General features: G+C 42.3%; 23 protein-coding genes. 10 read left to right on the forward strand and 13 right to left on the reverse strand.

Going from position 1 to position 21,679, the window contains the following annotated elements; genetic code table 11:
• Positions 1–176: 176 nt before the first annotated feature.
• From H6G05_RS10650 to H6G05_RS10660, 3 genes are all read right to left on the reverse strand, one after another.
• Positions 177–1,565 carry a dihydroorotase gene (locus H6G05_RS10650; protein ID WP_190578154.1) on the reverse strand — a complete coding sequence of 463 codons (1,389 nt, stop codon included), beginning with the start codon at positions 1,563–1,565 and terminating at the stop codon, positions 177–179.
• Positions 1,566–1,774: 209 nt separating this feature from the next.
• Complete coding sequence (locus tag H6G05_RS10655) at positions 1,775–2,872, reverse strand: nucleotidyltransferase domain-containing protein (RefSeq protein WP_190578155.1); 1,098 nt, start codon at positions 2,870–2,872, stop codon at positions 1,775–1,777.
• A 3-nt stretch (positions 2,873–2,875) separates the two neighbouring features.
• Positions 2,876–3,088, reverse strand: a complete 213-nt coding sequence (locus H6G05_RS10660) for a hypothetical protein (protein WP_094530012.1) — start codon at positions 3,086–3,088, stop codon at positions 2,876–2,878.
• Between the two features lie 90 nt (positions 3,089–3,178).
• Between H6G05_RS10660 and H6G05_RS10665 the strand changes: the two genes are divergently transcribed.
• Complete coding sequence (locus H6G05_RS10665) at positions 3,179–4,375, forward strand: DNA cytosine methyltransferase (protein WP_190578156.1); 1,197 nt, start codon at positions 3,179–3,181, stop codon at positions 4,373–4,375.
• Positions 4,376–4,489: 114 nt separating this feature from the next.
• Here H6G05_RS10665 and H6G05_RS10670 read toward each other — a convergent pair whose 3' ends face one another.
• Both H6G05_RS10670 and scpB read right to left on the reverse strand, forming a co-directional pair.
• Positions 4,490–5,152, reverse strand: a complete 663-nt coding sequence (locus tag H6G05_RS10670) for a hypothetical protein (protein ID WP_190578157.1) — start codon at positions 5,150–5,152, stop codon at positions 4,490–4,492.
• A gap of 69 nt (positions 5,153–5,221) precedes the next feature.
• Positions 5,222–5,866, reverse strand: coding sequence for an SMC-Scp complex subunit ScpB (gene scpB, locus H6G05_RS10675; RefSeq protein WP_199310461.1), 645 nt, complete (start codon positions 5,864–5,866; stop codon positions 5,222–5,224).
• Between the two features lie 94 nt (positions 5,867–5,960).
• Here scpB and H6G05_RS10680 point away from each other — a divergent pair, with 94 nt between their 5' ends.
• Together H6G05_RS10680 and era are read left to right on the forward strand one after the other, a co-directional pair.
• Positions 5,961–6,221: a chlororespiratory reduction protein 7 gene (locus H6G05_RS10680; protein WP_190578158.1), complete on the forward strand. Its 261-nt coding sequence runs from the start codon at positions 5,961–5,963 to the stop codon at positions 6,219–6,221.
• A 74-nt stretch (positions 6,222–6,295) separates the two neighbouring features.
• A complete protein-coding gene (era, locus tag H6G05_RS10685) occupies positions 6,296–7,204 on the forward strand; it encodes a GTPase Era (RefSeq protein WP_190578159.1) in 909 nt (302 codons plus the stop codon).
• A 33-nt stretch (positions 7,205–7,237) separates the two neighbouring features.
• Here the strand turns inward: era and H6G05_RS10690 are convergent, their stop codons facing one another.
• The gene (locus H6G05_RS10690) at positions 7,238–8,161 is read right to left on the reverse strand and encodes an energy-coupling factor transporter transmembrane component T family protein (RefSeq protein ID WP_190578160.1); all 924 of its coding nucleotides are present in this window, start codon (positions 8,159–8,161) and stop codon (positions 7,238–7,240) included.
• 245 nt (positions 8,162–8,406) lie between these two features.
• Positions 8,407–8,670, reverse strand: coding sequence for a BolA family protein (locus H6G05_RS10695; RefSeq protein ID WP_190578161.1), 264 nt, complete (start codon positions 8,668–8,670; stop codon positions 8,407–8,409).
• 169 nt (positions 8,671–8,839) lie between these two features.
• Between H6G05_RS10695 and xth the strand changes: the two genes are divergently transcribed.
• A complete protein-coding gene (gene xth / locus H6G05_RS10700) occupies positions 8,840–9,631 on the forward strand; it encodes an exodeoxyribonuclease III (RefSeq protein ID WP_190578162.1) in 792 nt (263 codons plus the stop codon).
• A gap of 101 nt (positions 9,632–9,732) precedes the next feature.
• Positions 9,733–10,179 (forward strand): pentapeptide repeat-containing protein, encoded by a 447-nt coding sequence (locus tag H6G05_RS10705; RefSeq protein ID WP_190578163.1) that lies wholly within the window; start codon positions 9,733–9,735, stop codon positions 10,177–10,179.
• A 235-nt stretch (positions 10,180–10,414) separates the two neighbouring features.
• Here H6G05_RS10705 and H6G05_RS10710 read toward each other — a convergent pair whose 3' ends face one another.
• Together H6G05_RS10710 and H6G05_RS10715 are read right to left on the reverse strand one after the other, a co-directional pair.
• On the reverse strand, positions 10,415–10,906 hold the full coding sequence (locus tag H6G05_RS10710; protein ID WP_190578164.1) for a GNAT family N-acetyltransferase: 492 nt from the start codon (positions 10,904–10,906) through the stop codon (positions 10,415–10,417).
• A gap of 97 nt (positions 10,907–11,003) precedes the next feature.
• A complete protein-coding gene (locus H6G05_RS10715; protein WP_190578165.1) occupies positions 11,004–11,915 on the reverse strand; it encodes a hypothetical protein in 912 nt (303 codons plus the stop codon).
• A gap of 62 nt (positions 11,916–11,977) precedes the next feature.
• Between H6G05_RS10715 and H6G05_RS10720 the strand changes: the two genes are divergently transcribed.
• Positions 11,978–12,418: an MAPEG family protein gene (locus H6G05_RS10720; protein ID WP_242025410.1), complete on the forward strand. Its 441-nt coding sequence runs from the start codon at positions 11,978–11,980 to the stop codon at positions 12,416–12,418.
• A gap of 32 nt (positions 12,419–12,450) precedes the next feature.
• Here the strand turns inward: H6G05_RS10720 and H6G05_RS10725 are convergent, their stop codons facing one another.
• The gene (locus H6G05_RS10725; RefSeq protein ID WP_190578166.1) at positions 12,451–13,977 is read right to left on the reverse strand and encodes a phosphomannomutase/phosphoglucomutase; all 1,527 of its coding nucleotides are present in this window, start codon (positions 13,975–13,977) and stop codon (positions 12,451–12,453) included.
• A gap of 277 nt (positions 13,978–14,254) precedes the next feature.
• On the opposite strand from H6G05_RS10725, the gene H6G05_RS10730 reads away from it, so the two are divergent.
• The 3 genes from H6G05_RS10730 to H6G05_RS10740 all read left to right on the forward strand — a co-directional run bounded on the left by H6G05_RS10730 (position 14,255) and on the right by H6G05_RS10740 (position 16,776).
• Positions 14,255–14,707, forward strand: a complete 453-nt coding sequence (locus H6G05_RS10730) for a MarR family winged helix-turn-helix transcriptional regulator (protein ID WP_190578167.1) — start codon at positions 14,255–14,257, stop codon at positions 14,705–14,707.
• 118 nt (positions 14,708–14,825) lie between these two features.
• Positions 14,826–15,602, forward strand: coding sequence for a DODA-type extradiol aromatic ring-opening family dioxygenase (locus H6G05_RS10735; RefSeq protein WP_190578168.1), 777 nt, complete (start codon positions 14,826–14,828; stop codon positions 15,600–15,602).
• A gap of 226 nt (positions 15,603–15,828) precedes the next feature.
• Complete coding sequence (locus H6G05_RS10740) at positions 15,829–16,776, forward strand: glutathione S-transferase family protein (protein WP_190578169.1); 948 nt, start codon at positions 15,829–15,831, stop codon at positions 16,774–16,776.
• 11 nt (positions 16,777–16,787) lie between these two features.
• On the opposite strand, the gene H6G05_RS10745 is transcribed toward H6G05_RS10740, so the two are convergent.
• Genes H6G05_RS10745 through H6G05_RS10755 form a run of 3 tightly spaced genes read right to left on the reverse strand, consistent with a single transcriptional unit; the run spans position 16,788 to position 19,965 of the window.
• Positions 16,788–18,632: an ABC transporter ATP-binding protein gene (locus tag H6G05_RS10745; RefSeq protein ID WP_190578170.1), complete on the reverse strand. Its 1,845-nt coding sequence runs from the start codon at positions 18,630–18,632 to the stop codon at positions 16,788–16,790.
• Between the two features lie 44 nt (positions 18,633–18,676).
• Positions 18,677–19,153, reverse strand: a complete 477-nt coding sequence (locus H6G05_RS10750) for a hypothetical protein (protein WP_190578171.1) — start codon at positions 19,151–19,153, stop codon at positions 18,677–18,679.
• 53 nt (positions 19,154–19,206) lie between these two features.
• On the reverse strand, positions 19,207–19,965 hold the full coding sequence (locus H6G05_RS10755; RefSeq protein ID WP_190578172.1) for an SIMPL domain-containing protein: 759 nt from the start codon (positions 19,963–19,965) through the stop codon (positions 19,207–19,209).
• 296 nt (positions 19,966–20,261) lie between these two features.
• Here H6G05_RS10755 and H6G05_RS10760 point away from each other — a divergent pair, with 296 nt between their 5' ends.
• A complete protein-coding gene (locus H6G05_RS10760; RefSeq protein ID WP_199310463.1) occupies positions 20,262–21,578 on the forward strand; it encodes a P-loop NTPase fold protein in 1,317 nt (438 codons plus the stop codon).
• Positions 21,579–21,679: the final 101 nt, after the last annotated feature.

Genomic DNA, 21,679 nt, shown 5'->3' on the forward strand with positions numbered 1-21,679 from the left:
CCCAGATAGTTTATAGCAGTTATAGCTGTCGCCTTACAAGCTAATACCAAAACACAAAATGGCGTAGCCATTTTGTGTTTTGGTATTAGCTGTCGCCAAACCCAAATAATTGAGTGAGCGCCGCCACTCAATTATTTGGGTTTGGTAATGAGGCGGTGCAGAGCGCCGCCTCATTACTAACCAAACTGCAACGCTTGACCACGCACATCAGGATTAACTTTGCCATTAGCGTACACGACCTGACCATCGACAATCGTAGTATCAGCCCAACCTGTGAGTTCCCAACCAGCGAAGGAACTCCAGCCACATTTAGTCAACAAATCTTCATTTTTTACAGGTTTATAGTTAAGAAGATCTACTAATACTAAATCAGCATCCCAACCAATCCGAATCTCGCCTTTGTTGGCGATTTTGTACCCTATAGCCACATTTTTGCTCATCCATTCACTGACCTGATGCACAGTACAACGTCCTTTCATTGCTTCCGTCAACATCAGCGCTAGAGAAGTCTCCACCCCTGGCATTCCCGATGGCACATTAGCTGGCTCTAGCAATACTGTCTCCTTAGAAGATTTTTCCGACTGGTTAGCTTGAATATCTTCACTGGCTGCTAGTCCTTTCTCAGCTAAGGTGTGCGGCGCATGATCAGTCGCAATAAAGTCGATTACACCATCTAACAGGGCTTGCCACAATATTTCTTGATCGCGGGGCGATCGCAAGGGTGGATTCATTTGCGCTAGAGAACCAATTTTCTCGTAAGCCCCAATATTCATTAGCAAATGCTGCGGTGTCACTTCGGCTGTGACCCATGCAGGTTTTTCTTGACGCAAAAATTCTGCCTCTTCACCTGTGGACATATGCAAGATATGCAAACGTCGCTGATATTTTTTAGAAAGCTTTACGGCTAGTTTCGTCGCATTGAGCGCCGCTTGATTATCCTGAATTAAGGAATGCTTAGCAGGATCTTTACTATCACTAAATTCAATGCGGCGTTGGGCAATTCTGGCTTGATCCTCAGCATGAACTGCGATTAGGCGATCGCCCTGCGAGAAAATCTTATCTAACAGATCCTCTTGATCGATCAACAAATCACCATGCATCGATCCCATAAATATTTTGATGCCACAGGTAGGATTAGCTGTGAGCAAGTCTGGCAAAGCTGCGCCTGTCGCCCCAATAAAAAAGCCGTAATTAACTACGCATTTGCTAGCCGCCCGACTAAGTTTGTCATCCAACGCCGCCTGTGTAATCGTCAATGGTCGCGTATTCGGCATTTCTAAAAAGCTAGTTACACCACCCTTCGCGCAAGCATGACTAGCCGATCGCAAATCCTCTTTATGCTCTAACCCTGGTTCTCGAAAATGCACCTGTGGATCGATGACTCCCGCTAGCAAAGTCAAACCCTGTGCTTCGATGATTTCTAAAGGCTGGTCATCAGCACTTAGCTCAGTGGGATCGAGGGAAGGGGCGATCGCGGTAATCTTGCCATGTTGAATATAGACATCGCCTACTAAGGTTTGGCGATCGGGCAGAATAATCGTGCTTTGTCGAATTAATATGCTCAAAATAAAATTCCTTATAAAATTCCTTTAATTGTTTCTTGTAGAATGCGTTAGTGCAACGTAACGCATTAATTAATAGCCAGCAATTAGTCAACAATGATGGGTTAAGCGATCGCTAACCCATCCTACGTTTAATTCCCACAACTTTAGGCTGTGTTGCAAAGAACCAGATTTTCGGTAGTGCGGCTGCACCGCGCCACCAAACGGAGTGGTTAAAAATTAAGATACTCCTTAATAATCTCAATTTGCTTTTCTTCGATCAGCTTTTGATCGGGATATTTAGGGAGTTTGGTATTTTTCATCGCTGATTCCATTTCCTGTTCTAACTTAGCGACCTCTGCGATGAGGGTGTCATAGGGTACTTCACCATTACGGATTTGACGGATAAATTGAGCATCACCTGTGATTTCTCGGTTAGGAATCACACCCTCTCCCTTCAAAATCTCAATCCCAGATTTGAGGAGGCGATAGCAATGCCCAGAATGTTTGCTGTCATATCCCACCTTCTCCTCAATCTCTGCACGTTTGGAATTACGATTTTTGCGCCATGACTGAAAAGCTTCGTATTCTTGTAGTGCTTGTCGATAGGTTTGAGTATTGTGCAGCAAGGTAATAAATTCATTGGTTGACCTCGTGTAGTACTGCACTGCGGGAAGTAGTTCTTCCGCTAATGGATATTGCTTTAGTAAACCCTTGAAATCAACATGGGTTAGCAATTCGGTAGCCACTTCGCTATATTGGCTAGCATCCTTAATTAAAATATAGAGAAACTCAAGAAAAGCATTTAACTGTTCTTTGCGTAATGGATTTTCCTCTAGTCCGTAGTCTTTGGGATTTGGTGGCAACGAGAAAAAATCTGGGTCTTCTTTGTACCGCAGTAACCATTTTCTGTGGGTCTGCACCTTTTTAATTTGGGCGTGAGCATAGCCAGAATAGCTATAGAAAACTTTTTGACTTAAAAAAGCATCACGGATTTCAATTAAAGATTCGCCGAATCTAGTTAGAATCAGATAGTCACTTCTATCTATCCATAACAATTCAAGAATATTGGGATTGTTGAGTGTTGCCAAATGACAAAACTTTTTGATGTTGTAGATATTACTATCGGTATCGGTCAAAGCTGAATACAGACAATTTGGGTCAGAGAAACTATCTAATTGTTCAAAGTTCTGTGTGCCAATAAAATAAGGCAGTGTGGGAATGCAGATTCCTTTGTAGTCATAGTCGCTATTCTCATTGTGAACCCTATATAGCCTAGATCCTGTCAAAGCTAGTAAAATTGTTCTTGTTTCAACTTCTAGTCTTTTCATAATTTATCTTTTGACAATAGTATAGGAACTACCTCTTTCATTAGCTCTTTGCAAAGGTTTATTCCTAGCATTGCTTTCAATTACTTCCCAATCAGCATTCTCTAGCACAGCATCCAAGACATCCGATAGATTACAACGCTGCTCATAGGCAATGCGTCTTAGAATATCGTGATGTTCTGGCAGAACATATACAGGCTTTCTCTGTGTTTGCGCCATTTTTAACTTAGCAATAAATGGATTGCTGTTATCCTAACATAGCTAAGTGTGTAATTTGACAATTGGCTAATTAGCTATTTTAATACAAGAATGAAAAAAACATTTATCGATTTATTCTCTGGTGCAGGTGGAATGTCTTGCGGGTTAGAAATGGCTGGCTGGACTTGCTTGCTAGGAATTGACCACGATCGCGCTGCTATTGAAACTTTTCAGCATAATCATCCACAAGCTCAGGCGATCGCAGGTGATATTCGGGAGATATCTAATCAGCAAATTCAAGCAATAATCGACCATCAAAAAGTTGACTTGATCTGTGGCGGGCCACCTTGTCAAGGCTTTTCGACAATTGGACAAAACGATCATCTAGACGAACGTAACTTTCTATTTCTTGAATTTCTGCGAATAGTAGAAGCATTAGAACCTGATTACATCATTGTTGAAAATGTGACAGGACTGTTATCAAAAAAGAACGAAAATGTCTTAAAAGCAATCATTAAAAGCTTTACAGATTTAGGTTATACAATCGATGTTAAGGTTTTATCGGCACATCATTATGGTGTACCAGAAAAAAGAAGGCGGACTATTTTTTTAGGTAATCGATTTGGGGTCAAAAATATTTATCCAAATAAAATATTCAAGGATTCAGTGCAGGATCATCAAGATTTGCCTTTACCTCGAACTGTTGGATGGGCTTTTGATAATTTACTAGAATTAAATGCTGAAATCCTCAATCATGATATCAAGCGATCGCAAATAGCCAATGATTTAGAAAGAGAAAGAATTAGTCATATACCTGAAGGAAAAAGCGTCAGATATGAAAAAGATCAGTTAGCATATTTGCCTGAAAGCTTGTGGTTTGATGTTGATTGGTCAAGTATTCATGAAGAGCGATTTAGAGAAGCTAAATTAAATCGTTTAGATCGCTACGATTGTGCAAATACAATTAACACTAGTCGCACCACATACTATCATCCAGTTGAAAATCGTTATTTAACGGCTAGAGAAGCCGCCGCAATTCAATCTTTTCCAGCTAATTATTTTTTCTGTGGCACTGTAACCCAACAGTGGCGACAAATTGGTAATGCCGTTCCACCGCTTCTGGCTAAGGCTCTTGGTGAGTCCATTCTTAGGCTAGATTCGATGAAAAAAGATATGGAAGTAACTAACTCCATTGAAGACATTCAATCAATTAGAGCTAAAGCATTTTCCTATAGAGAAAATGCTTTTAACAGATCTGCCAAGAAAGACAATCAAATGGAACAATCTAATCAGCTTGCATTGTTTTAAGTTGGATAACATATCAAAATTATGGTTTACACAAAACTATCTTAAAACCTTTATTACACCATAGTGGCAATTCATGAATTGCCACTAAATTCCTTCCTTTAGCGTAATTCAAAATCAGATAATTGGTGGGAATTCACGACCATCTTTTTGTTCGAGATCATAACAAGACTTTTTAACCTTTTCCCTTTTATCTACTTTTAAAACTGCATAAAATCCATATTTATAAACTGGACTGCTATGGATAGTTTTAGCTCTCAATCTCAAATTCATTTTACAATCAAATTGTGGCGTACCTAAAGAGAGGACATCTCGTTTAAGATGATAAAATCCATAGCCACCAATTTGAATATAGTAACAATCTTTATCCCCATAAAAATCGTACAAACTATTAATATCAATTTCCACTTTGTCTTCAAAAGCCTTTTGATCTTGCTTTTTGTGATGCATGGTAATTTCATCTCTGGGAATAGAATATCGATTAGGAATGAAGTTTTTAGCATTGACGATATCCAAAACCCCAACAGATGTATAAAACGAAGTTACTGCATCATCAACACACCAACTCCAAATTCCATCATTCCAGCGCAACATTTTCTGTCCATAATCAGCCCCAAGATCGAGCTTAACCTCTAGATTGTATTGCTGAAAATTGTGTAGAAACTTTATATCTGTTAAGTTCCCTGCCCCACCTCTAGATGTTCCAGTAGCAATTAACCCTTTTGATGTCAATAAATCGAAAATATTTTGCTCATAATTATCGCCTTTGTTATACCCCATGATTTTTCTCGCAATAAATTAAGTTATGGCAAGATTACATGAGTATGACTATATGAATATCAAATGCGACTAAATCAATTTAGTTAAATCATCGATTTCAAAATATTGATGAAACTTGGTGGTTACCTGCAAAACCGACGATCGCCCTCCATCTGCTTGCCTTTTCTTTCTGACAAATCCCTGCTCGACTAACTCCTGAACGTGCTGATAAGCTCCCGCACCGCGTAACTCAATCAACTCTGACTGGACGATATTTTTTTTGAGGGCGATCGCCGCCAAAGTCCGCAAAGCACCACGCCCCAAATCTACAGGGATCAATTTATGGACTAAATCCCCAAACTCCGATCGCAGTCTTAGAGAAAAGCCCACATCGGTTTCCACAATTTCTAAAGCACTGTCTCGATGGGCATATTCAGTAATTAAGTCAATCAGTCCCATCTCTGCATCTTCAATCTCACACCCCAAAGCCTCAGCGATCGCCGCCAAGTTCATCGGTTGTCCCTTGAGATACAAAACCGCCTCTACTTTTTGCTTGAGGTTTTTGGCGATCGGAAGTTCTGGCTGCTCAAACCCATCCATAGACAAGGACAGTAGCTCAGGTTCAAAGTTTTCCTCAAGCTCAAAAGACTCTTCAAACTCTAGTTCGGCAGAATCTACAGGATTTACAGAATCTATAGGATCAATAGGTTGTTCAAAAGGCAATACATTCGTCATGCTAAAATTTTAACCGAGTATAGGCGGTGCATAGCGCCACTTTTACGCTCTTTTTATACTCTTAAACAAAAAAATTCACAAGCTGAGAAACCATATGCCAAGCAGCATGATGTACTACGAAGACACTTATGTAGTGCTGCCTCCAGACATGCAAGAGCAGTTTGTCACTCAGCCAGAATTAGAAAAAATCTTGCATGATCTGCTCGTTGAGATCGAGCATCAAGATCTCCCCACCGATTTACAAAATCTCCCCACAATTAACGAGCAAGTCCAGCGCTTGATTAAAACTGCTTGTGATCTCGACTGTGGCGATCGCGGTACATGGCAATGGTATGTAGTCCGCCTCGATAAATAAGAAGGGATACCCATGTCTACATTTATGGCAGGGTATAATCATCTCTTATCTCAATACAGCGATCGCAAATAATCATGATTCCAGAATCGGGCGAAGGTTTTAAATCGGGCTTTGTCGCATTAGTAGGACGACCAAATGTCGGCAAGTCTACGCTGCTCAACGCCCTCATCGGTCAAAAAATTGCGATCACTTCGCCTGTTGCCCAAACTACACGCAATCGTCTACGGGGAATTTTGACTTTGCCTGAAGCGCAAATCGTTCTTGTCGATACTCCTGGAATTCATAAACCTCACCATTTACTCGGTCAAACCATTGTCAAAAATGCGATCGGTGCGATCTCTTCAGTGGATATGACAGTTTTGCTGGTTGATGGTAGCGATCGCATGGGAACAGGCGATCGCTTTGTTGCCGAAACAATCTTACAGAGCAACGTTCCGACAATTTTGGGTATCAATAAAATTGATATTCTTAATGATGATTCGGGGGATACCTTTACGGGTTATGAGAGCTTTGCTGAGGAGCATGGTTGGCAAGTTGCTAAGTTCTCATCGGTCACGGGGGAAGGATTAGAAGCTTTGCAAACAATGATGTGCGATCGCTTGCCCCTTGGACCATATTACTATCCCCCTGATTTAGTCACCGATCAGCCTGAGCGATTTATTATGGGTGAGCTAATTCGTGAACAGATTCTCTTGCTTACTCGCGAAGAGATTCCGCATTCTGTGGCGATCAGTATTGATCAAGTGGACGAACAGCCGAAAATTACAAGGGTAATGGCAACAATTCATGTAGAACGAGATTCACAAAAGGGAATTCTCATTGGCAAGAAGGGGCAAATGCTGAAGGAGATTGGGACTCAGGCAAGATTGCAAATGCAGAAGATGATTATGGGTTCTGTGCATTTGGAAATGTTTGTTAAAGTTCAACCTAAGTGGCGCTCATCAAGGTTTCAACTATCAGATCTTGGCTATCGCGTAGAATAAAACGAAGAGAATTTCTTTGCAATTCTCTTCGTTTTAGAACTCATTGCCATAGTAAATTCTGACACCCCACATTGCGACTAAGAAAACTAGTAGTACGATATCGCGAAGAAAGAATTTGAGAGGATTCCAAACGACAACGTGAGTATTAGGAGTTGTAAAGCCCCGTACTTGCATAGCGCTTGCTGTCTGTGCAGCGCGGATGAACAGATTGTCTATCAGTCGCTCTGCAAGGATTAGCCAAATTTGAGTAGTGCGCTTAAAACCCAGTCTTTTCCAATTAATCGAACGGGTTCGCATGGCTCGACCAAGGTTTTGAACTTCTTCTAAAACTAAGGGTACAAAGCGCAGTGCAAGGGTCAGCGTCAGGACAATTTCAACAACAGGAACCTTAAGGTATTTTAATGGAGCAAAAATTGCGGCGATCGCGGCTGTAATTTCTTCGGGAGCCGTGACTAGCAAAAATAGAGTTGGTGCGTAGAGATAGGTGAAAATTAATGTGCAGACCCGCACACCTAAATCCAGAGATTTGCGGGTAATCGTAATGCTGCCAGCCTTCCAAACTACATAACTATAGGGTGTTGGTTGAGGAAGTTTGATCGTTAGTGATGGCGTGTTTTGAGCTTGGCTAGCGGTGATATTTACGTCAGGGATTGGGCGACGAGGCTGAACAGTGACATTAAAACCATCAGGGGAAATGGTGGCGATCGCTAAGGTCATAAAGGCAAGTAATAGCAAAATTCCCATTTGCTGTTTCCAAACTCGCATTGGAATTTGTGAAGCTAAGGTGAGGAGGATCAATAAAACGGCGATCGCTACGCGCCAAAGCTCATTAGCTTGAATGGGCGTTAGTAAAAAAGTGAGTAGTCCAAACAGTTTGATGCGTGGATCGAGTCGATGTAACCATGTGATCGGTTGTTCAAGGTAGAGTCCGATAGGAAGCGATCGCAGTATATCCACTATATTCTGATATTTTTCGGGGCTTGTATTCTTGCAGTTTCCAATATACCAAAAACGCTGTAAAACCCAATCGAAAGTTGCGGCGCTTCAGCAATTCTCATTATAAAAATCGGTTTTTTGAAAGCCCGCCGACGGCGGGCTTTCAAAAAACCGATTTAGGTGTTTCCAGCGCCTTCGGCGCTGGAAACACCTAAATCGGTTTCATAATGAGAATTGCTGGCGGCGCTTTGCGCCGCAACTTTCGATTAGTTAACCTGAACCTGCATACTTTCCCATTGAGATAAGCTATAGGTTTTTAGTTGCAATGCGTGAATTGCACCAGTATCGAGATGCTCTTGGATTGCCCCATAGACGAGTTTGTGTTGCTTAATCATGGATAAGCCCTCAAATTGCTCAGCAACGACGATCGCCGCAAAGTGTTGACCATCATGATTAGGATCTTCAACTTGTACTTTGGCATTAGGTAAAGCGGTGCGAATTAGTTCGGCAATGTTGGTATGGGAAATCATGCTAGGCAAACTCAAAATTTAGAAAATATAAATTACTGTTTAAATTGTGACATGAACCATAATGTTTATGTTGTTATAGCAATCCTAAATGGTTTGAGAGAGTGCGCCCCCAAGGGGCGCACTCTCTCAAACCATTTGATCTCACATAAGAATTTGATATATAAATTTCATGAAAATTGCCACTTGGAATGTCAACTCAGTTCGCACCAGAATCACCCATGTTTGTGATTGGTTGCAAGCAAATCCTGATGTTGATGTGTTGTGCTTACAAGAAACTAAGGTAATCGACACAGACTTCCCACACACTCCATTTACAGATTTAGGCTATCAAACCTACATTTATGGTCAAAAATCCTATAACGGTGTAGCCCTGATCTCACGATCGCCTTTACAGGATATCCAAACAGGTTTTGCGGCGGTATTAGGCGAAATTGATGATCCCAGTTTAGATGAGCAGAAACGTCTCATCACTGCCAAATGTGGCGATGTCCAGATCGTGAATATGTATGTCCCCAATGGCTCAGAGGTGGGAAGTGAGAAATATGAATATAAATTGCGTTGGCTAAAGCTATTAAAAGCATATTTGCAAGCCTTGCTAGATCAAAATGCCAATGTGCTAATTTGTGGCGATTTTAATGTGGCGATCGCTGATCTAGATATTTACGATCCTAAGGGACGCGAAAACAAGGTGATGTCTACGGATATTGAGCGAGAAGCTCTTGCTGAAGTCTTAAATCTTGGCTTTAAAGATATATTTCGGAAATTTGAAGCTGCTGGCGGTTACTATAGCTGGTGGGATTATCGTTCTGGAGGTTTTCAACGCAATCGTGGCTGGCGAATTGATTACCATTTCTTAACAGAGTCTCTATATGAGAGAGCTACAGCCTGTGTGATTGATATAGAACCCCGCAAACTTACTCAGCCCAGTGATCACACTCCTGTGATTGTGACAATTGATTAGATGATAATGTTTTTAGGGCTTCGCCGTTTTTGATGGTGCAGTTTCGCCGCGCCATCAAAAATTGGATTTGTTAATAGATGTAAATATAGAGATCTTTAGATATGAAATACCGCATCTTTTTGGCGATCGTGCTACTCATTTTATTTTTGTTTCCTTTGCCAGCATGGGCTTTGAATCCTAGTCAAGTTGTTCAATTACAAACTACTAAAAACTGCCAAGTTTGTGATTTGACTGGAGCTTATCTTCCAGTTAGCAAATTAGACTATACCTATTTACTAGCCTCTGATCTCAGTGACGCAAATTTAGTAGGTGCGAGTATCACTTTCTCTAATTTGAGTCGCGCTAACTTGAGGGGAGCGAATCTGAGGTATGTCAACTTCAAGCACACCAAAATGTTATTAGCTAACTTTTCCAACGCTATTTTGGATAAAACTGACCTTACTGAAGCTGACCTCACCAGCGCCACTATATCGGAAGCACAATTAGCCAATGCAAAGCTTTGTAGGACAGTGATGCCCAATGGAATAACATCAAATCGTGATTGTTAAAGCGCTTTGCGCTCAAACCCAAACCAAGAGTTTTGAGAAAGCAAATCATCCAAGAACTCAAGTTCTTGGCTAAAAGCTCAAGTCCACTGAAGTGGACTACAGAACAGTTTAAATTAACCCGTTTCAACGGGTTTGAGCTTTTAGCCTGCACTTGAGTGCAAGGCTACTGCGTAAGTCCTAACTTTCTCAAAAACTCTTGTGGTGTAAACAAAGGCGGCGCTTTGCGCCGCCTTTGTTAGTTGTTAGCAAGATGCTCTAACGCATCCCCTGTAACTCTACAAATGCGCCAATCTGGAAGAATATCTGCACCAATACGAGTATAAAAAGCGATCGCAGGTTCATTCCAATCTAAAACTGACCACTCAAAGCGACCATAACCTCTAGATACAGCAATTTGAGCAAGATTAGAGATGAGCGCTTTGCCAATACCCTGACCACGATATTCAGACAGTACAAATAAATCTTCTAAATAGATGCCTCGACGGGTGAGGAAGGTGGAATAGCTGGTGAAAAACAGAGCAAATCCTACAATTTGATTGGGCTCTATCTCCGCCACGATCGCTTCTATACAAGAGTTATCACCAAACAGATCTGTTTGCAAAGATTCGATATTGCCAGTCACTTTATCAGTGAGCTTTTCATAGTCAGCAAGTGCCAAAATCAGCGAAAAAATAGCTGATGTGTCCGCAATAGTTGCAGGACGGATTACAAATTGAACTGGAGACATAATTTAAGGAGTATATAGCAATTAAAACCACAAAGACAAGTGGCGGCGCGAAGCGCCGCCACTTGTCTTTGTGGTTTTAATTGCATTGCTATACATACTAAAATAAACGAAATGGAAGTGGTCGAGATGCCTTAAAACGATCAATTTCGGCATCCATTTGGGTAGCAATTTCCTCATTACTTTTTGAAGGTGTTGCCGAAGAATGCAAAACATTAAGCTTGAGCGTTACCTGCTTGACCATTAGTTTCTGAGCATCAATGTCAATATCCATATGTAGGGTATTACTGCCAAGTATTTTAGCTAGTTCACGTTCTACAAAAGATTCGGTTACATTCTCAAGAGTGTTATTGATTAAGTCTTGATTACCTAAGAGTGATTCTTGTAGCTGGTTCTTTAAGTCGCCAAACTTTGATAACTGTACCAATTTGTCAGCGATCGCTAGGAATTTTGGATCAATTACCTGTGCTAATGCGCTATTCCAATTAAATTTTGATTCTACCTGCCGAATTAAAGATGCAGCATCTGATTTACGCAGTTGGGCGCTCTCAACTAACGGGAGAATAGATAAAATTGTCTCTGGTAGTAAATTCTGTATTTGATTGGGATGAACCTTTCGAGCATAAGCATTCAGGGTGTTGAGTACTTGATGTTCCAACGACCGCCGCCATTGGTTTACTTCTTGTACCAATGTGTCAGTAGCTGTATCAATAGTTGCATCAATAACAGGAGATAGAGGTTCTGATTGAAACTGATTGACTACTTGCTGAATTAAAGCTTCAGCTTGATTAGGCTCGATCTTGATGCTACTTCCTTGTTTTTGTTGAAAGGTCAAAATCGAACTCGCGATCGCAAGGAGATCTTCAGGAGAATTCGAGGTGTCAAAACGATTCACATAGGCTTGGAGACTATTCAACAGCGATCGTTCTGCATCAGTACTCATCACGGGATACCCTAAAGAAACTCCTTTACTATACAAAAAAATGGCGGCGGCGCGAAGCGCCGCCGCCATTTTTTTGTTTTGACATAGACAAAGCGGTAATGGTTCTGCGATTCAAGGCTTATAGCCTTAAAATGGAAGAAGTTTTAAATTGCTTGATCAAACCCACAATGAATTTGACTTTTTCTTCATCACAGATATTGTTATACGGTATTGCGATCGCGGCGGGACTGGTGTATTTGCCTTATATTCTTGTTGCCTACGGGCGGTTGAGTGTTGGTTATGACGTAAATGCACCCAGAGCAATGTTTGATCGCTTGCCAGACTATGCCAAACGTGCCACATGGGCGCACCAAAACTCCTTTGAAGTATTTGCCTTATTCGTAGCGGCGGCTCTTACTACCTATGTTAGTAATGTCGCTTCCGATCAAACTTCGCTCTATGTATTTGTTTTTTTAGCAGCGAGATTTTTATTTAGTTTGTTTTATATTCTTGACTTGCCTTGGTTGCGATCGCCGATGTGGGCGATCAGCATGGTCTGCATTGGCGGATTATTTTCAACAAGTCTGTTATAAACAAGAAGCGGTGCAATGCGCCGCTTCTTGTTTTAATGAGAAAGCGCAGAAATATCCAGCCCTTCCATAGGTTGGAAGAATTCTAATAACCTTTTGGCAATCTTTGTAACACCGCCTTGGACATTAGATTCAATATTCAGGGGCATGACGGGATCATGCAATGAGAGTCTGAGTAGAAACCAACCATGCTCATCGTCAGAAGTACAGGAAATGCGGATGCCTTCATAATTGTTAGGTACAATTTTCCAGTCAGTTTGGGTTGAGGCAAATGTTGTTAAATCGCTAATTACGCGATCGCCTAAAGCTTTAAAATCCTCCACAAGCATTTTGATGCGAAACTCTTCACTCTCGATGGGTTCTTGTAAGTTGGCAATTAAATCAGTGAGAGATTTTCCTGCTAGTTTTGACTTGGCTAATTCAATCAAAAGCTTACTGACTAAATAAGCGCCATCATCAAGAAAATAGTTTTCTTTCATCGCGCCATGTCCAGAAGTCTCGATCGCTAGCCAAGACTCTTGCCCTGATTGATTGAGGCGCATGGATTCATTAATCACATTTTTGTAACCACGTTTGAATCGATGATGTACGCCTTGCAAATCCTGCTCAATAAATTTAGTCAGTCCATCAGAAGTTATGGAATCAGTGACAATCGTTGAGTTGGGATGCTCCTTGAGGACGATCGCAGAAATAAGGGCAATCAAGCGATTACGATTAAGCTCTTTGCCAAATTGATCGACTGCTGCGCTGCGATCGACATCAGTATCAAAAATAATGCCAAAGTCCGCTTGATGCTTAATTACGGCTTCGCAAATAGAAGCCATAGCAACTTTGTCTTCAGGATTGGGAACATGGTTCGGAAATGTGCCATCGGGATCGAGAAATTGACTGCCCGTAATATCTGCACCGAGAGGCTCTAAGACTTTACTAGCATAAAATCCACCAGCACCATTACCTGCATCGACGATGATTTTTAATCCCTGAAGTGGTTGTTCGTAATGGTCAGGATGACTGACTGCTTCACGGACTTTGGTGACAAATTGATTTGCATAGACTGAGATAAAATCATGCTCAGTAATTTTGCCTTGAGAAGTGGAAATCGCAAATTCATTCTTTTCTGCAAGATTTAGAATATCCGTAATATCTTTTTTTTCGAGTCCTCCTTGGGCGGTAAAAAACTTTAAGCCGTTGCGATTGAAGGGTAAATGACTTGCCGTGAGCATAATCGCGCCATCACAGTTAAAGCCATCGGTAATCGTACTCATAAACATCGCTGGTGTCGATGCGATCGCAAAGTCATAGACTTGACTACCGAGGGAATTAATTCCTTCCATGACTGCTTGCATTAACTCTGCGCCCGATAGCCGACTATCGCGCCCTACGGAAATTAGTAGGTCTGAGGTAGGTTTGTTTAGTTTCTGAGATAGCCAAATCGCAAAAGATTGTCCGAGGATTTTGGCAATGGCAGGAGTTAGGTTTACATCTTCATTGGGTACGCCTGCGATCGCTACGCCACGAATATCTGAGCCATTTTGCAGCTTTTTCCAATTGAAATCTTGCATCTTATCTTGCTTTCATACGCTACTACTAAGTAGTTCAGCATAAATAAACTAAAACCCTGCTTGTGCCGCCCGCTACGCGGGCGACACAAGCTCTGGTTTTTGGGGTTTAACGATGCTGAACTACTTAATTAGTCTAAGGTTCTAATCCAAGACTTCTATAGATCGATATTATTTATCCATATTTCGAGCTAGCTTTAGCAATCAAGAATGGCAGCGCATCGCGCTGCCATTCCTTAACTATAATATTACTAATCAAAATAGTTCTAATGATGATTAAATGACCTCAACTCAAAATAAAGCTGTCCAAGCTGCCCAAGAAACCTTTATCCCCACAATGCGCGAATTAGTCAGAACCTATCAAGCATTGTCAGCTTGCTCCGAAACCCATATCCGCCAATTTGATCTCACGCCTGCTCAGTTTGATGTCATTGCCTCCCTCGGTAATACCAATGGCATGAACATGGGAGAGTTAGGCGAAAAAACTTTAATTACTAAGGGGACTTTGACTGGGGTGATCGATCGCCTGATCCAAAAAGAATTAGTAACCAGAGAAACGCCTTTAGATAATCGTCGCTGTGTGAACGTGCAATTAACCCAAAAAGGACAAGAGGTTTTCGAGCAGGTCTTTCCAGTCCATATTGCTCATATTAAAGAACGGTTCGAGAAACTTGAACCTTCAGAACTAGAGTTACTCAAGGTTTTACTCAGTCGTCTTAGACAGGCTTTTTAAAGATGAGTTGCTTCGCTTCGCTCAGCAACTCATCTTTCTGAGCTATTGACAACCTAAACTACAGGAACTATTCTGTGAATATAGTTCTAGTTAGAACTATTCTATATAAAACATATATATGGACAGCTTACCTGCAATTTTCTTATCCCACGGTGCGCCAGATTTACCGATTCGAGATGGTGCTGTTAGTGATTTTTTGCGATCGCTACATCAGCAATTTCCTAAACCCAAAGCGATTTTGGTGATCTCAGCACATTGGCACTCTGATCCCCCAATGGTGAGCGCTGCGACTCATCCCAGAACTATCTATGACTTTTCAGGATTTCCTAGTCAACTGTACGAACTGAGCTATCCTGTCTTGGGATCGCCAGAACTTAGCGATCGCGTAGTTACATTACTGACGCAAGCAGGCATTCCCTGCGAAACACATCCCACAAGAGGATTGGATCATGGCGCTTGGACTCCTTTGTTTCTTGCCTATCCAGCCGCCGAAATTCCCGTGACGCAGCTATCGATTCAGTACTATCGCGATCCCCTCCATCATTGGCAAATAGGCAAAGCTCTAGAACCTTTACGCCATGAGGGTGTGTTGATTATCGGTAGTGGTAGCGCCACCCACAATATGTATGCTTTTGGTGAGTCTTATAATGCCGAACCTCCCGATTGGGTGCGCGTTTTTGATCAATGGCTTGCCCAAAATATTGCTGAAGGCAATCAGGAAGCGTTACTGCAATACCGACAACGCGCTCCCTATGCTAAAGAAAACCATCCGACGGATGAGCATCTCATGCCTTTATTTGTGGCGATGGGAGCAGGAGGTGCGAAAGGGAAGCAACTACATAGTAGCTATATCTATGGCGTTTTTAGTATGGCAGCTTACGCATTCACGAGTTGAAGTGCTTGCTTTGCAAGCACTTCAATAACTCACCTTACGCTGATAGAAAATCTGCCCTCATCCCCTTCTCCCCTTCTCCCGTTCTGGGAGAAGGGGAGCAAGAGGTGGTTTTGAATTTTTCTTTTCCCCTCTCCCCCTTTGGGAGAGGGGCTAGGGGTGAGGGTCTTATAACCTTCTGCGTAAGGTGAGTTCAATAAAATCCAAATAAAATTTAGTAGTAAATAAAATGGCACTTGGTCAATTAGTCAATGGTACATGGACAACAGAATGGACAGAACGCAATGAGAAGGGACAATTTCAGCGTATGTCCACGCAGTTTCATCAGTGGATTACCGCAGATGGCTCCAGTGGCTTTAAGGCAGAATCTGGACGCTATCATCTCTACATTTCCTTGGGATGTCCTTGGGCGCATCGCACGGTATTGCTATGGAAGTTAAAGGGATTAGAGAATATCATCAGTCTATCGATAGTCGATCCCGTGATTAGCGAGCAAGGCTGGCAATTTTCCGACTATACAGGCTCTATTCGCGATACTGTCAATCACGCCGATTATTTATGGCAAGTATATGTCAAGTCTAGTCCAACCTACACGGGAAGGGTGACAGTGCCTGTATTGTGGGATAAGCAGACCAATCAGATTGTCAATAATGAATCGCGGCAAATCATCCAAATGTTTAATTCTGAATTCAACGAATTCTTAGATTCAGAATTTCAAAACATCGATTTTTATCCGCCACATCTGCGCGAAGCGGTTGATCGCATTCTCGATGATATCTACCAGCCAATCAATAATGGCGTATATCGCTGTGGATTCGCCACTTCTCAAGCAGCCTATGATGAAGCTGTCACTGAGTTGTTTCAAGCCTTAGAAAAGTATGAGGCTATCCTCGGACAACAAAGATATTTGTGTGGCACGCAAATAACCCTCGCAGATTGGTGTTTATTTACGACTCTATTTCGATTTGACTTGGCTTATTATGGGCTATTTAAGTGCAATGTTAAGCGCTTAGTAGATTTCCCAAATCTATGGAACTATTGCCGCGAGTTATACCAATATGGTGAGGCTCAATCCGTTTGCAGTATCGACCATGTAAAGCACCTCTATTATGCGGGTTTACCTGAACTCAATCCATCTCGTATTGTCCCCACAGGCCCCGCGATCGCTTTTGGATAATTGCATAATCGTCATTTGTAGCCTGCTGCTTGCAGAGAAAAAAGATGGGCATAGCGTCCATCGGTAGCTAATAACTGCTCATGACTGCCTTGCTCGATAATTCTGCCATCAGCCATCACGATGATTTTATCCGCCATGCGGACAGTGGAAAAACGATGGGAAATGAGAACTACCATCTGATCCTTGGTGAGCGAACGGAAATGATTGAAAATATTCATCTCTGCCTCCGCATCCATTGCCGCAGTTGGTTCATCGAGGACGAGAATATCCGCTTGCGATCGCATAAAAGCTCTTGACAGAGCAATTTTTTGCCATTGACCACCCGATAGTTCTTGACCACCCTTAAACCATCTACCTAACTGCGTTCCAAATTTCTGCGGCATATTGTTAATAAATGGTTTTGCCATGCCTTTCTCGGTGGCAACTTCCCATTCTTGATATTCATTTAGCCGTTCGACATCGCCGACACCGACGTTCTCTCCCACGGTAAATTGATACTGCACAAAGTTCTGAAAGATTACACCAATTCTCTTTCGCAAAACATCGATATCCCAATCATTCAAGTCCACACCATCTAGTAAAATCTGACCGCTCGTAGGCACGTATAACCGAGTCAGGAGTTTAATTAATGTAGTTTTGCCAGAGCCATTTTCACCAACGATCGCTAGTTTTTCGCCATGTTGCAGATGCAGTGAAATATCCTTTAAAACTGGTTCTTGGCTTTCAGGATAGCAAAAAGACACATTTTCAAATCTGATGCCATCAGGCTCAAGCCCTCTGGTAATCCTCCCATCAGATTTGGGAATTGGCTGTTCGAGAAATTCGTAGAGATTGGCTAAATAGAGATTGTCCTCATACATGCCACCGATGGAGGTTAGCGCTGATGCAAAAGTAGACTGACCTTGACGGAATACGACTAAATACATTGTCATTTCCCCTAAGCTGATCTTGCCTGCGATCGCCTCCATCACAATCCATGCGTAGGCAGCATAAAACGCGCCCGTACTCAGCAATCCCAACAGATATCCCCAAAATCCCTTTTGAATAGTAAGATTGCGATCTTCGTCAAATAGGCGATCAAAAATATCGCGATAACGCTGCAACAGCATTCCACCTAATTGATAAAGCTGGACTTCCTTGGCATAATCTTCTCGCGCCAGTAAAGTCTCTAGATAATGCTGTTGCCGAGTTTCAGGCGATCGCCATTTGAACAGTCGGAATGAATGCTCCGAGAACTTGGTTTCAGCGATAAAAGAGGGAATTGCCGCTAAAACTAAAACGATCACTGCCCAAACTGAAAAGTTGAGTAACAAGCCGCTAAAGGTCAATAGAGTCAGCGCTGATTGACCTAAACCAAAGATGCGACTGATCAGCGATAGTGGACGACTGGAAGCTTGCGATCGCGCCTGAGACATCTTGTCATAAAATTCTGAATCCTCAAAATGAGCGAGATCGAGGGTGAGCGCTTTTTCTAAAATCAAGACGTTCACTCTTTGCCCAAGTAGCACGCGCAGCAATGATTGAGATACGGTCAATCCCTTTTGCGCCGCCGCCAAAATCACAATTAAAATCGCTTCAAATCCGACATAACTCAATGCCAAATTGCGATCGCTTAACAATCCACTCCGCGAAGCCAACACGACGCTATCAACAATCAACTTGCCCACATAGGCGATCGCTGCTGGTAATAGCCCACTCATGATCGTGAAAATAGCGATCACCACAGTTAAAACTCGGCTAGTAGTCCAAACTAGTCCTAAAGCCTTGATTCCGTAGCGAAATATCGATACAGACTTCCGTAAAGTCTTGTGGAATGATTTCCATCCTTTAGAGTTATTTTTATTCTTTTTTGCCATATTGCCATTTTATGCCATAGGTAGAGGCAATTCATGAATCGCCTCTACCTAATAAATGATCGCCTAATTGATCGCCAGTAAGCGCCGATGGGAAACTGGGTGTAGTCGCGAGTAATTGATAACAGCACAAATAAGTGACCGCAAAATGTGGCGATCGCCCAAAACTTGGGAAACCATGCTAAGGGAACATCAGGGTCGGGTGCAAAAAAATAAGCCGCAAGGGAGGCGATCGCGGTGGGGATGATTACTAATAAAATGCCCAAAATGCTCAACCAACGACTGTTATAAACCTGCACAGCGTTTGCATTTTCCCAACGCTTACCCGTCCAAGCCCATCGCAATGTAGAGATGGTATCCGCCATTCGCAAAAATTGTTGACGCTGATCTTCACTTTGCTCTAGCAGGAAAATATGACTACAAAAGTCGCAAGCCAGAGACTCCATCATCGGCATGGGCGCAATCTGTCCACGCATACAGACAGGGCAAGGTGCGGCAGGCGATCGCGAACTAAAATAACTCATGGCTTCACCGAATAATACAAGTAGTGGCAATTCATGAATTGCCGCTACTTGTATTATTCAACAGCAAAGGTAATCGCAACCACAGCCCGAATATCTTTGTCGATGGAGGTGGTGTTGTAAGAGCCACTGTTGCTGACTTCGGTGGAATATCGCGCTGTAATTTGAAAGACATCGGTTTCCGCCTTGCGAATTGTGCCAAGACGACTACCTGAGACATTGACGATCGCATCACCTCTAGCCTTAGCATCTTTGGTCGCTTCCGAAATCATTTCTACTCGCAACTGACTAAGCTGTGTATAGAGATATTCCGCAGGGTCTGAGGTGAAGGGAATGCCCTCGTTAATCAAGTCGGTACTTGATTGGGCGATCGCACTAATACCATCAACATCCTTAGAGCGAATCTCAAAGCGTTGAATTAGTCGATAGGCGATGTTTTTGCCAGTTTGCACTCCGTTACTATTGGTTTCAGGAATAGGCTGAGTTTCGATCGCACTCACGGTGATCGCGTCATCAGGAATATTTTTGCTCTTGAGGTAGGTACGCACGCGCTCGTTGTAGCGTTTGAGTTCTTGGAAGGCAAGGGGCAATGTTGTCTGTTGACTAGAAACGGAGCTACGCCAGATCACAAAGTCAGCACGGATCGGGCGGGTCGATGAACCGATTACGGTCAAGATGTCATTTGACCTAAGCGATCGCAGGGCATTGCCAGCGAGATAGGCGCTACCGACAAGGGCGATCGATAGGGCAAGCATTCCGCTAAATAGTTGGGGAAATGGCGCAACTGGTTTGGGGAGGTTGGATTCTGGTTGCATGGCTTTGTGGGGAATTGAGGCTACATTAGCTGACGTAAATATGTTTTGCTAGTTAGCGGATTGCAATAAATCTCAATGTCGGTTTTTATAGCTATAGCCACCTGTATCAGGAAAAATCAAAACCCAAATAATGTGAGGCGGCGCTTCGCGCCGCCTCACATTATTTGGGTTTTATGTCCTAACATGAATGGCGACAGCTATACTATGTCGTCAACAATTTGCCAACAGCGATCGCTGCTAGGATAAATTTGCTATATAGGGTTAAACTTTAGGCACTATCAGAATTTTGTGAGTGCATGAGACAAAAGGATATGACAAGCGATCGCATCGATAGATTTCAAGCATCTTCACGTAATTTACAATTGTTGCCTCTTTTGTCAGACGAGGAGCGTGAAAATTTTTGGGTAGATCATGGTAGTGATTGTATTGATCGCTTAGAGCAGAAGGTTTTAGACTGCAACGAAAGTAATAATCAGATTATGTTTGCGGGGCATCGTGGCTGCGGCAAGTCAACGCTGCTATTTGAGTTTTCGCAGATTATGCAGGATCGATATTTTACGGTGTTTTTCTCTATCTCTGATTTCATACAGATGAAAGAGGTTAACCATATTAATATTCTGTTTGTAATTGCCTTAAAGATGATGGAAAAGGCTGAACGGGATCATGTGAAAATAGCTGATGATAAAAAACAAGCTTTTTTTGATTGGTTTAAGGAACGTACCACGACAGAAACGGTTGGCGTTTCAGGTCAAATGAGCGTTGGTATAAATCTGCTTGAGATGATTAAAGCCAATCTCTCAACAGAACAAAGTATTAAGGAAGAAATTAAAACTAAATTCACACAGAATTTTCGTGATTTAGTTGACACTTTGAATGCGATCGCTACACAAATTAAGTTAGCAACTAAGCAAGAGATTTTGGTAATTGTTGATGATTTGGATAAATTTGATGTTGAGGAGGTTGATCGGGTCTTTCAAAAGAATTTAAAGGCGTTACTAGAACCGAAATTTATCATTATCTATACATTGCCGATCGCTACGATCCGCGAGGCAGTTTTAAGGAAACATATTGAGGATGAGACTGGCAATGAGATTTTTGTGATGCCTGTCTTAAAACTCTATGCTAAGGGTGTGAATCGTCAGCCTGATGGCAAGCCTGAAGCGGCGGCGATGCAGGTGTTGCAATCGGTCATAACAAGGCGTATTGATGCGGATCTGTTAGAGGATGGCATTGTCGAAAAAATTGCCTTGAGTAGTGGCGGCGTGTTGCGCGATGTGGTGCGGATTGCTCAAAGGTGTTGTAGTGAGGTTTTGGTAAAACTAAGACGGATGAAAAGGCAAAAGCAAAGTATTGATCATGTGCGGATTGATCAGGATATTTTGCAGGAGTCTCTGGATAAGTTACGGAATGATATTCAGTTGGGATTGAGTAAGACCGATCGCGAGATCTTAGTGCAAGTCTATAATCAATTCATTCCTGAGAATCCGAAAGAGGAAGCATTTCTGATCTTGTTGCATACTGTGGTGGTGATCGAATATCGCAATCGCGAGAGTTGGTATGATGTGCATCCTTTGATTATGGAGCAGTTGAAGATAGAAAAGTTGATTCCATAAGTAATGTTATCTAGCCCCCTAAATCCCCCAATACTGGGGGACTTCAAGATTAGATTATTCTTGTTCCCCCAGTATTGGGGGATAGGGGGCGAAACCTGTAA

Source organism: Phormidium tenue FACHB-1050, assembly GCF_014696925.1.
Taxonomy (GTDB): domain Bacteria; phylum Cyanobacteriota; class Cyanobacteriia; order Pseudanabaenales; family Pseudanabaenaceae; genus Pseudanabaena.

Excerpts from the sequence above, each read along its gene's own strand:
- xth (WP_190578162.1), top strand. The coding sequence starts at position 8,840 with ATGAAAATTGCCACTTGGAATGTCAACTCAGTTCGCACCAGAATCACC.
- H6G05_RS10695 (WP_190578161.1), bottom strand. The coding sequence starts at position 8,670 with ATGATTTCCCATACCAACATTGCCGAACTAATTCGCACCGCTTTACCT.
- H6G05_RS10710 (WP_190578164.1), bottom strand. The coding sequence starts at position 10,906 with ATGTCTCCAGTTCAATTTGTAATCCGTCCTGCAACTATTGCGGACACA.
- H6G05_RS10755 (WP_190578172.1), bottom strand. The coding sequence starts at position 19,965 with ATGCAACCAGAATCCAACCTCCCCAAACCAGTTGCGCCATTTCCCCAA.
- era (WP_190578159.1), top strand. The coding sequence starts at position 6,296 with ATGATTCCAGAATCGGGCGAAGGTTTTAAATCGGGCTTTGTCGCATTA.
- H6G05_RS10670 (WP_190578157.1), bottom strand. The coding sequence starts at position 5,152 with ATGGGGTATAACAAAGGCGATAATTATGAGCAAAATATTTTCGATTTA.
- H6G05_RS10750 (WP_190578171.1), bottom strand. The coding sequence starts at position 19,153 with ATGAGTTATTTTAGTTCGCGATCGCCTGCCGCACCTTGCCCTGTCTGT.
- H6G05_RS10680 (WP_190578158.1), top strand. The coding sequence starts at position 5,961 with ATGCCAAGCAGCATGATGTACTACGAAGACACTTATGTAGTGCTGCCT.
- H6G05_RS10655 (WP_190578155.1), bottom strand. The coding sequence starts at position 2,872 with ATGAAAAGACTAGAAGTTGAAACAAGAACAATTTTACTAGCTTTGACA.
- H6G05_RS10715 (WP_190578165.1), bottom strand. The coding sequence starts at position 11,915 with ATGGCGGCGGCGCTTCGCGCCGCCGCCATTTTTTTGTATAGTAAAGGA.
- H6G05_RS10705 (WP_190578163.1), top strand. The coding sequence starts at position 9,733 with ATGAAATACCGCATCTTTTTGGCGATCGTGCTACTCATTTTATTTTTG.
- H6G05_RS10745 (WP_190578170.1), bottom strand. The coding sequence starts at position 18,632 with ATGGCAAAAAAGAATAAAAATAACTCTAAAGGATGGAAATCATTCCAC.
- H6G05_RS10730 (WP_190578167.1), top strand. The coding sequence starts at position 14,255 with ATGACCTCAACTCAAAATAAAGCTGTCCAAGCTGCCCAAGAAACCTTT.
- H6G05_RS10735 (WP_190578168.1), top strand. The coding sequence starts at position 14,826 with ATGGACAGCTTACCTGCAATTTTCTTATCCCACGGTGCGCCAGATTTA.
- scpB (WP_199310461.1), bottom strand. The coding sequence starts at position 5,866 with ATGACGAATGTATTGCCTTTTGAACAACCTATTGATCCTATAGATTCT.
- H6G05_RS10720 (WP_242025410.1), top strand. The coding sequence starts at position 11,978 with ATGGAAGAAGTTTTAAATTGCTTGATCAAACCCACAATGAATTTGACT.
- H6G05_RS10725 (WP_190578166.1), bottom strand. The coding sequence starts at position 13,977 with ATGCAAGATTTCAATTGGAAAAAGCTGCAAAATGGCTCAGATATTCGT.
- H6G05_RS10760 (WP_199310463.1), top strand. The coding sequence starts at position 20,262 with ATGAGACAAAAGGATATGACAAGCGATCGCATCGATAGATTTCAAGCA.
- H6G05_RS10740 (WP_190578169.1), top strand. The coding sequence starts at position 15,829 with ATGGCACTTGGTCAATTAGTCAATGGTACATGGACAACAGAATGGACA.
- H6G05_RS10665 (WP_190578156.1), top strand. The coding sequence starts at position 3,179 with ATGAAAAAAACATTTATCGATTTATTCTCTGGTGCAGGTGGAATGTCT.
- H6G05_RS10660 (WP_094530012.1), bottom strand. The coding sequence starts at position 3,088 with ATGGCGCAAACACAGAGAAAGCCTGTATATGTTCTGCCAGAACATCAC.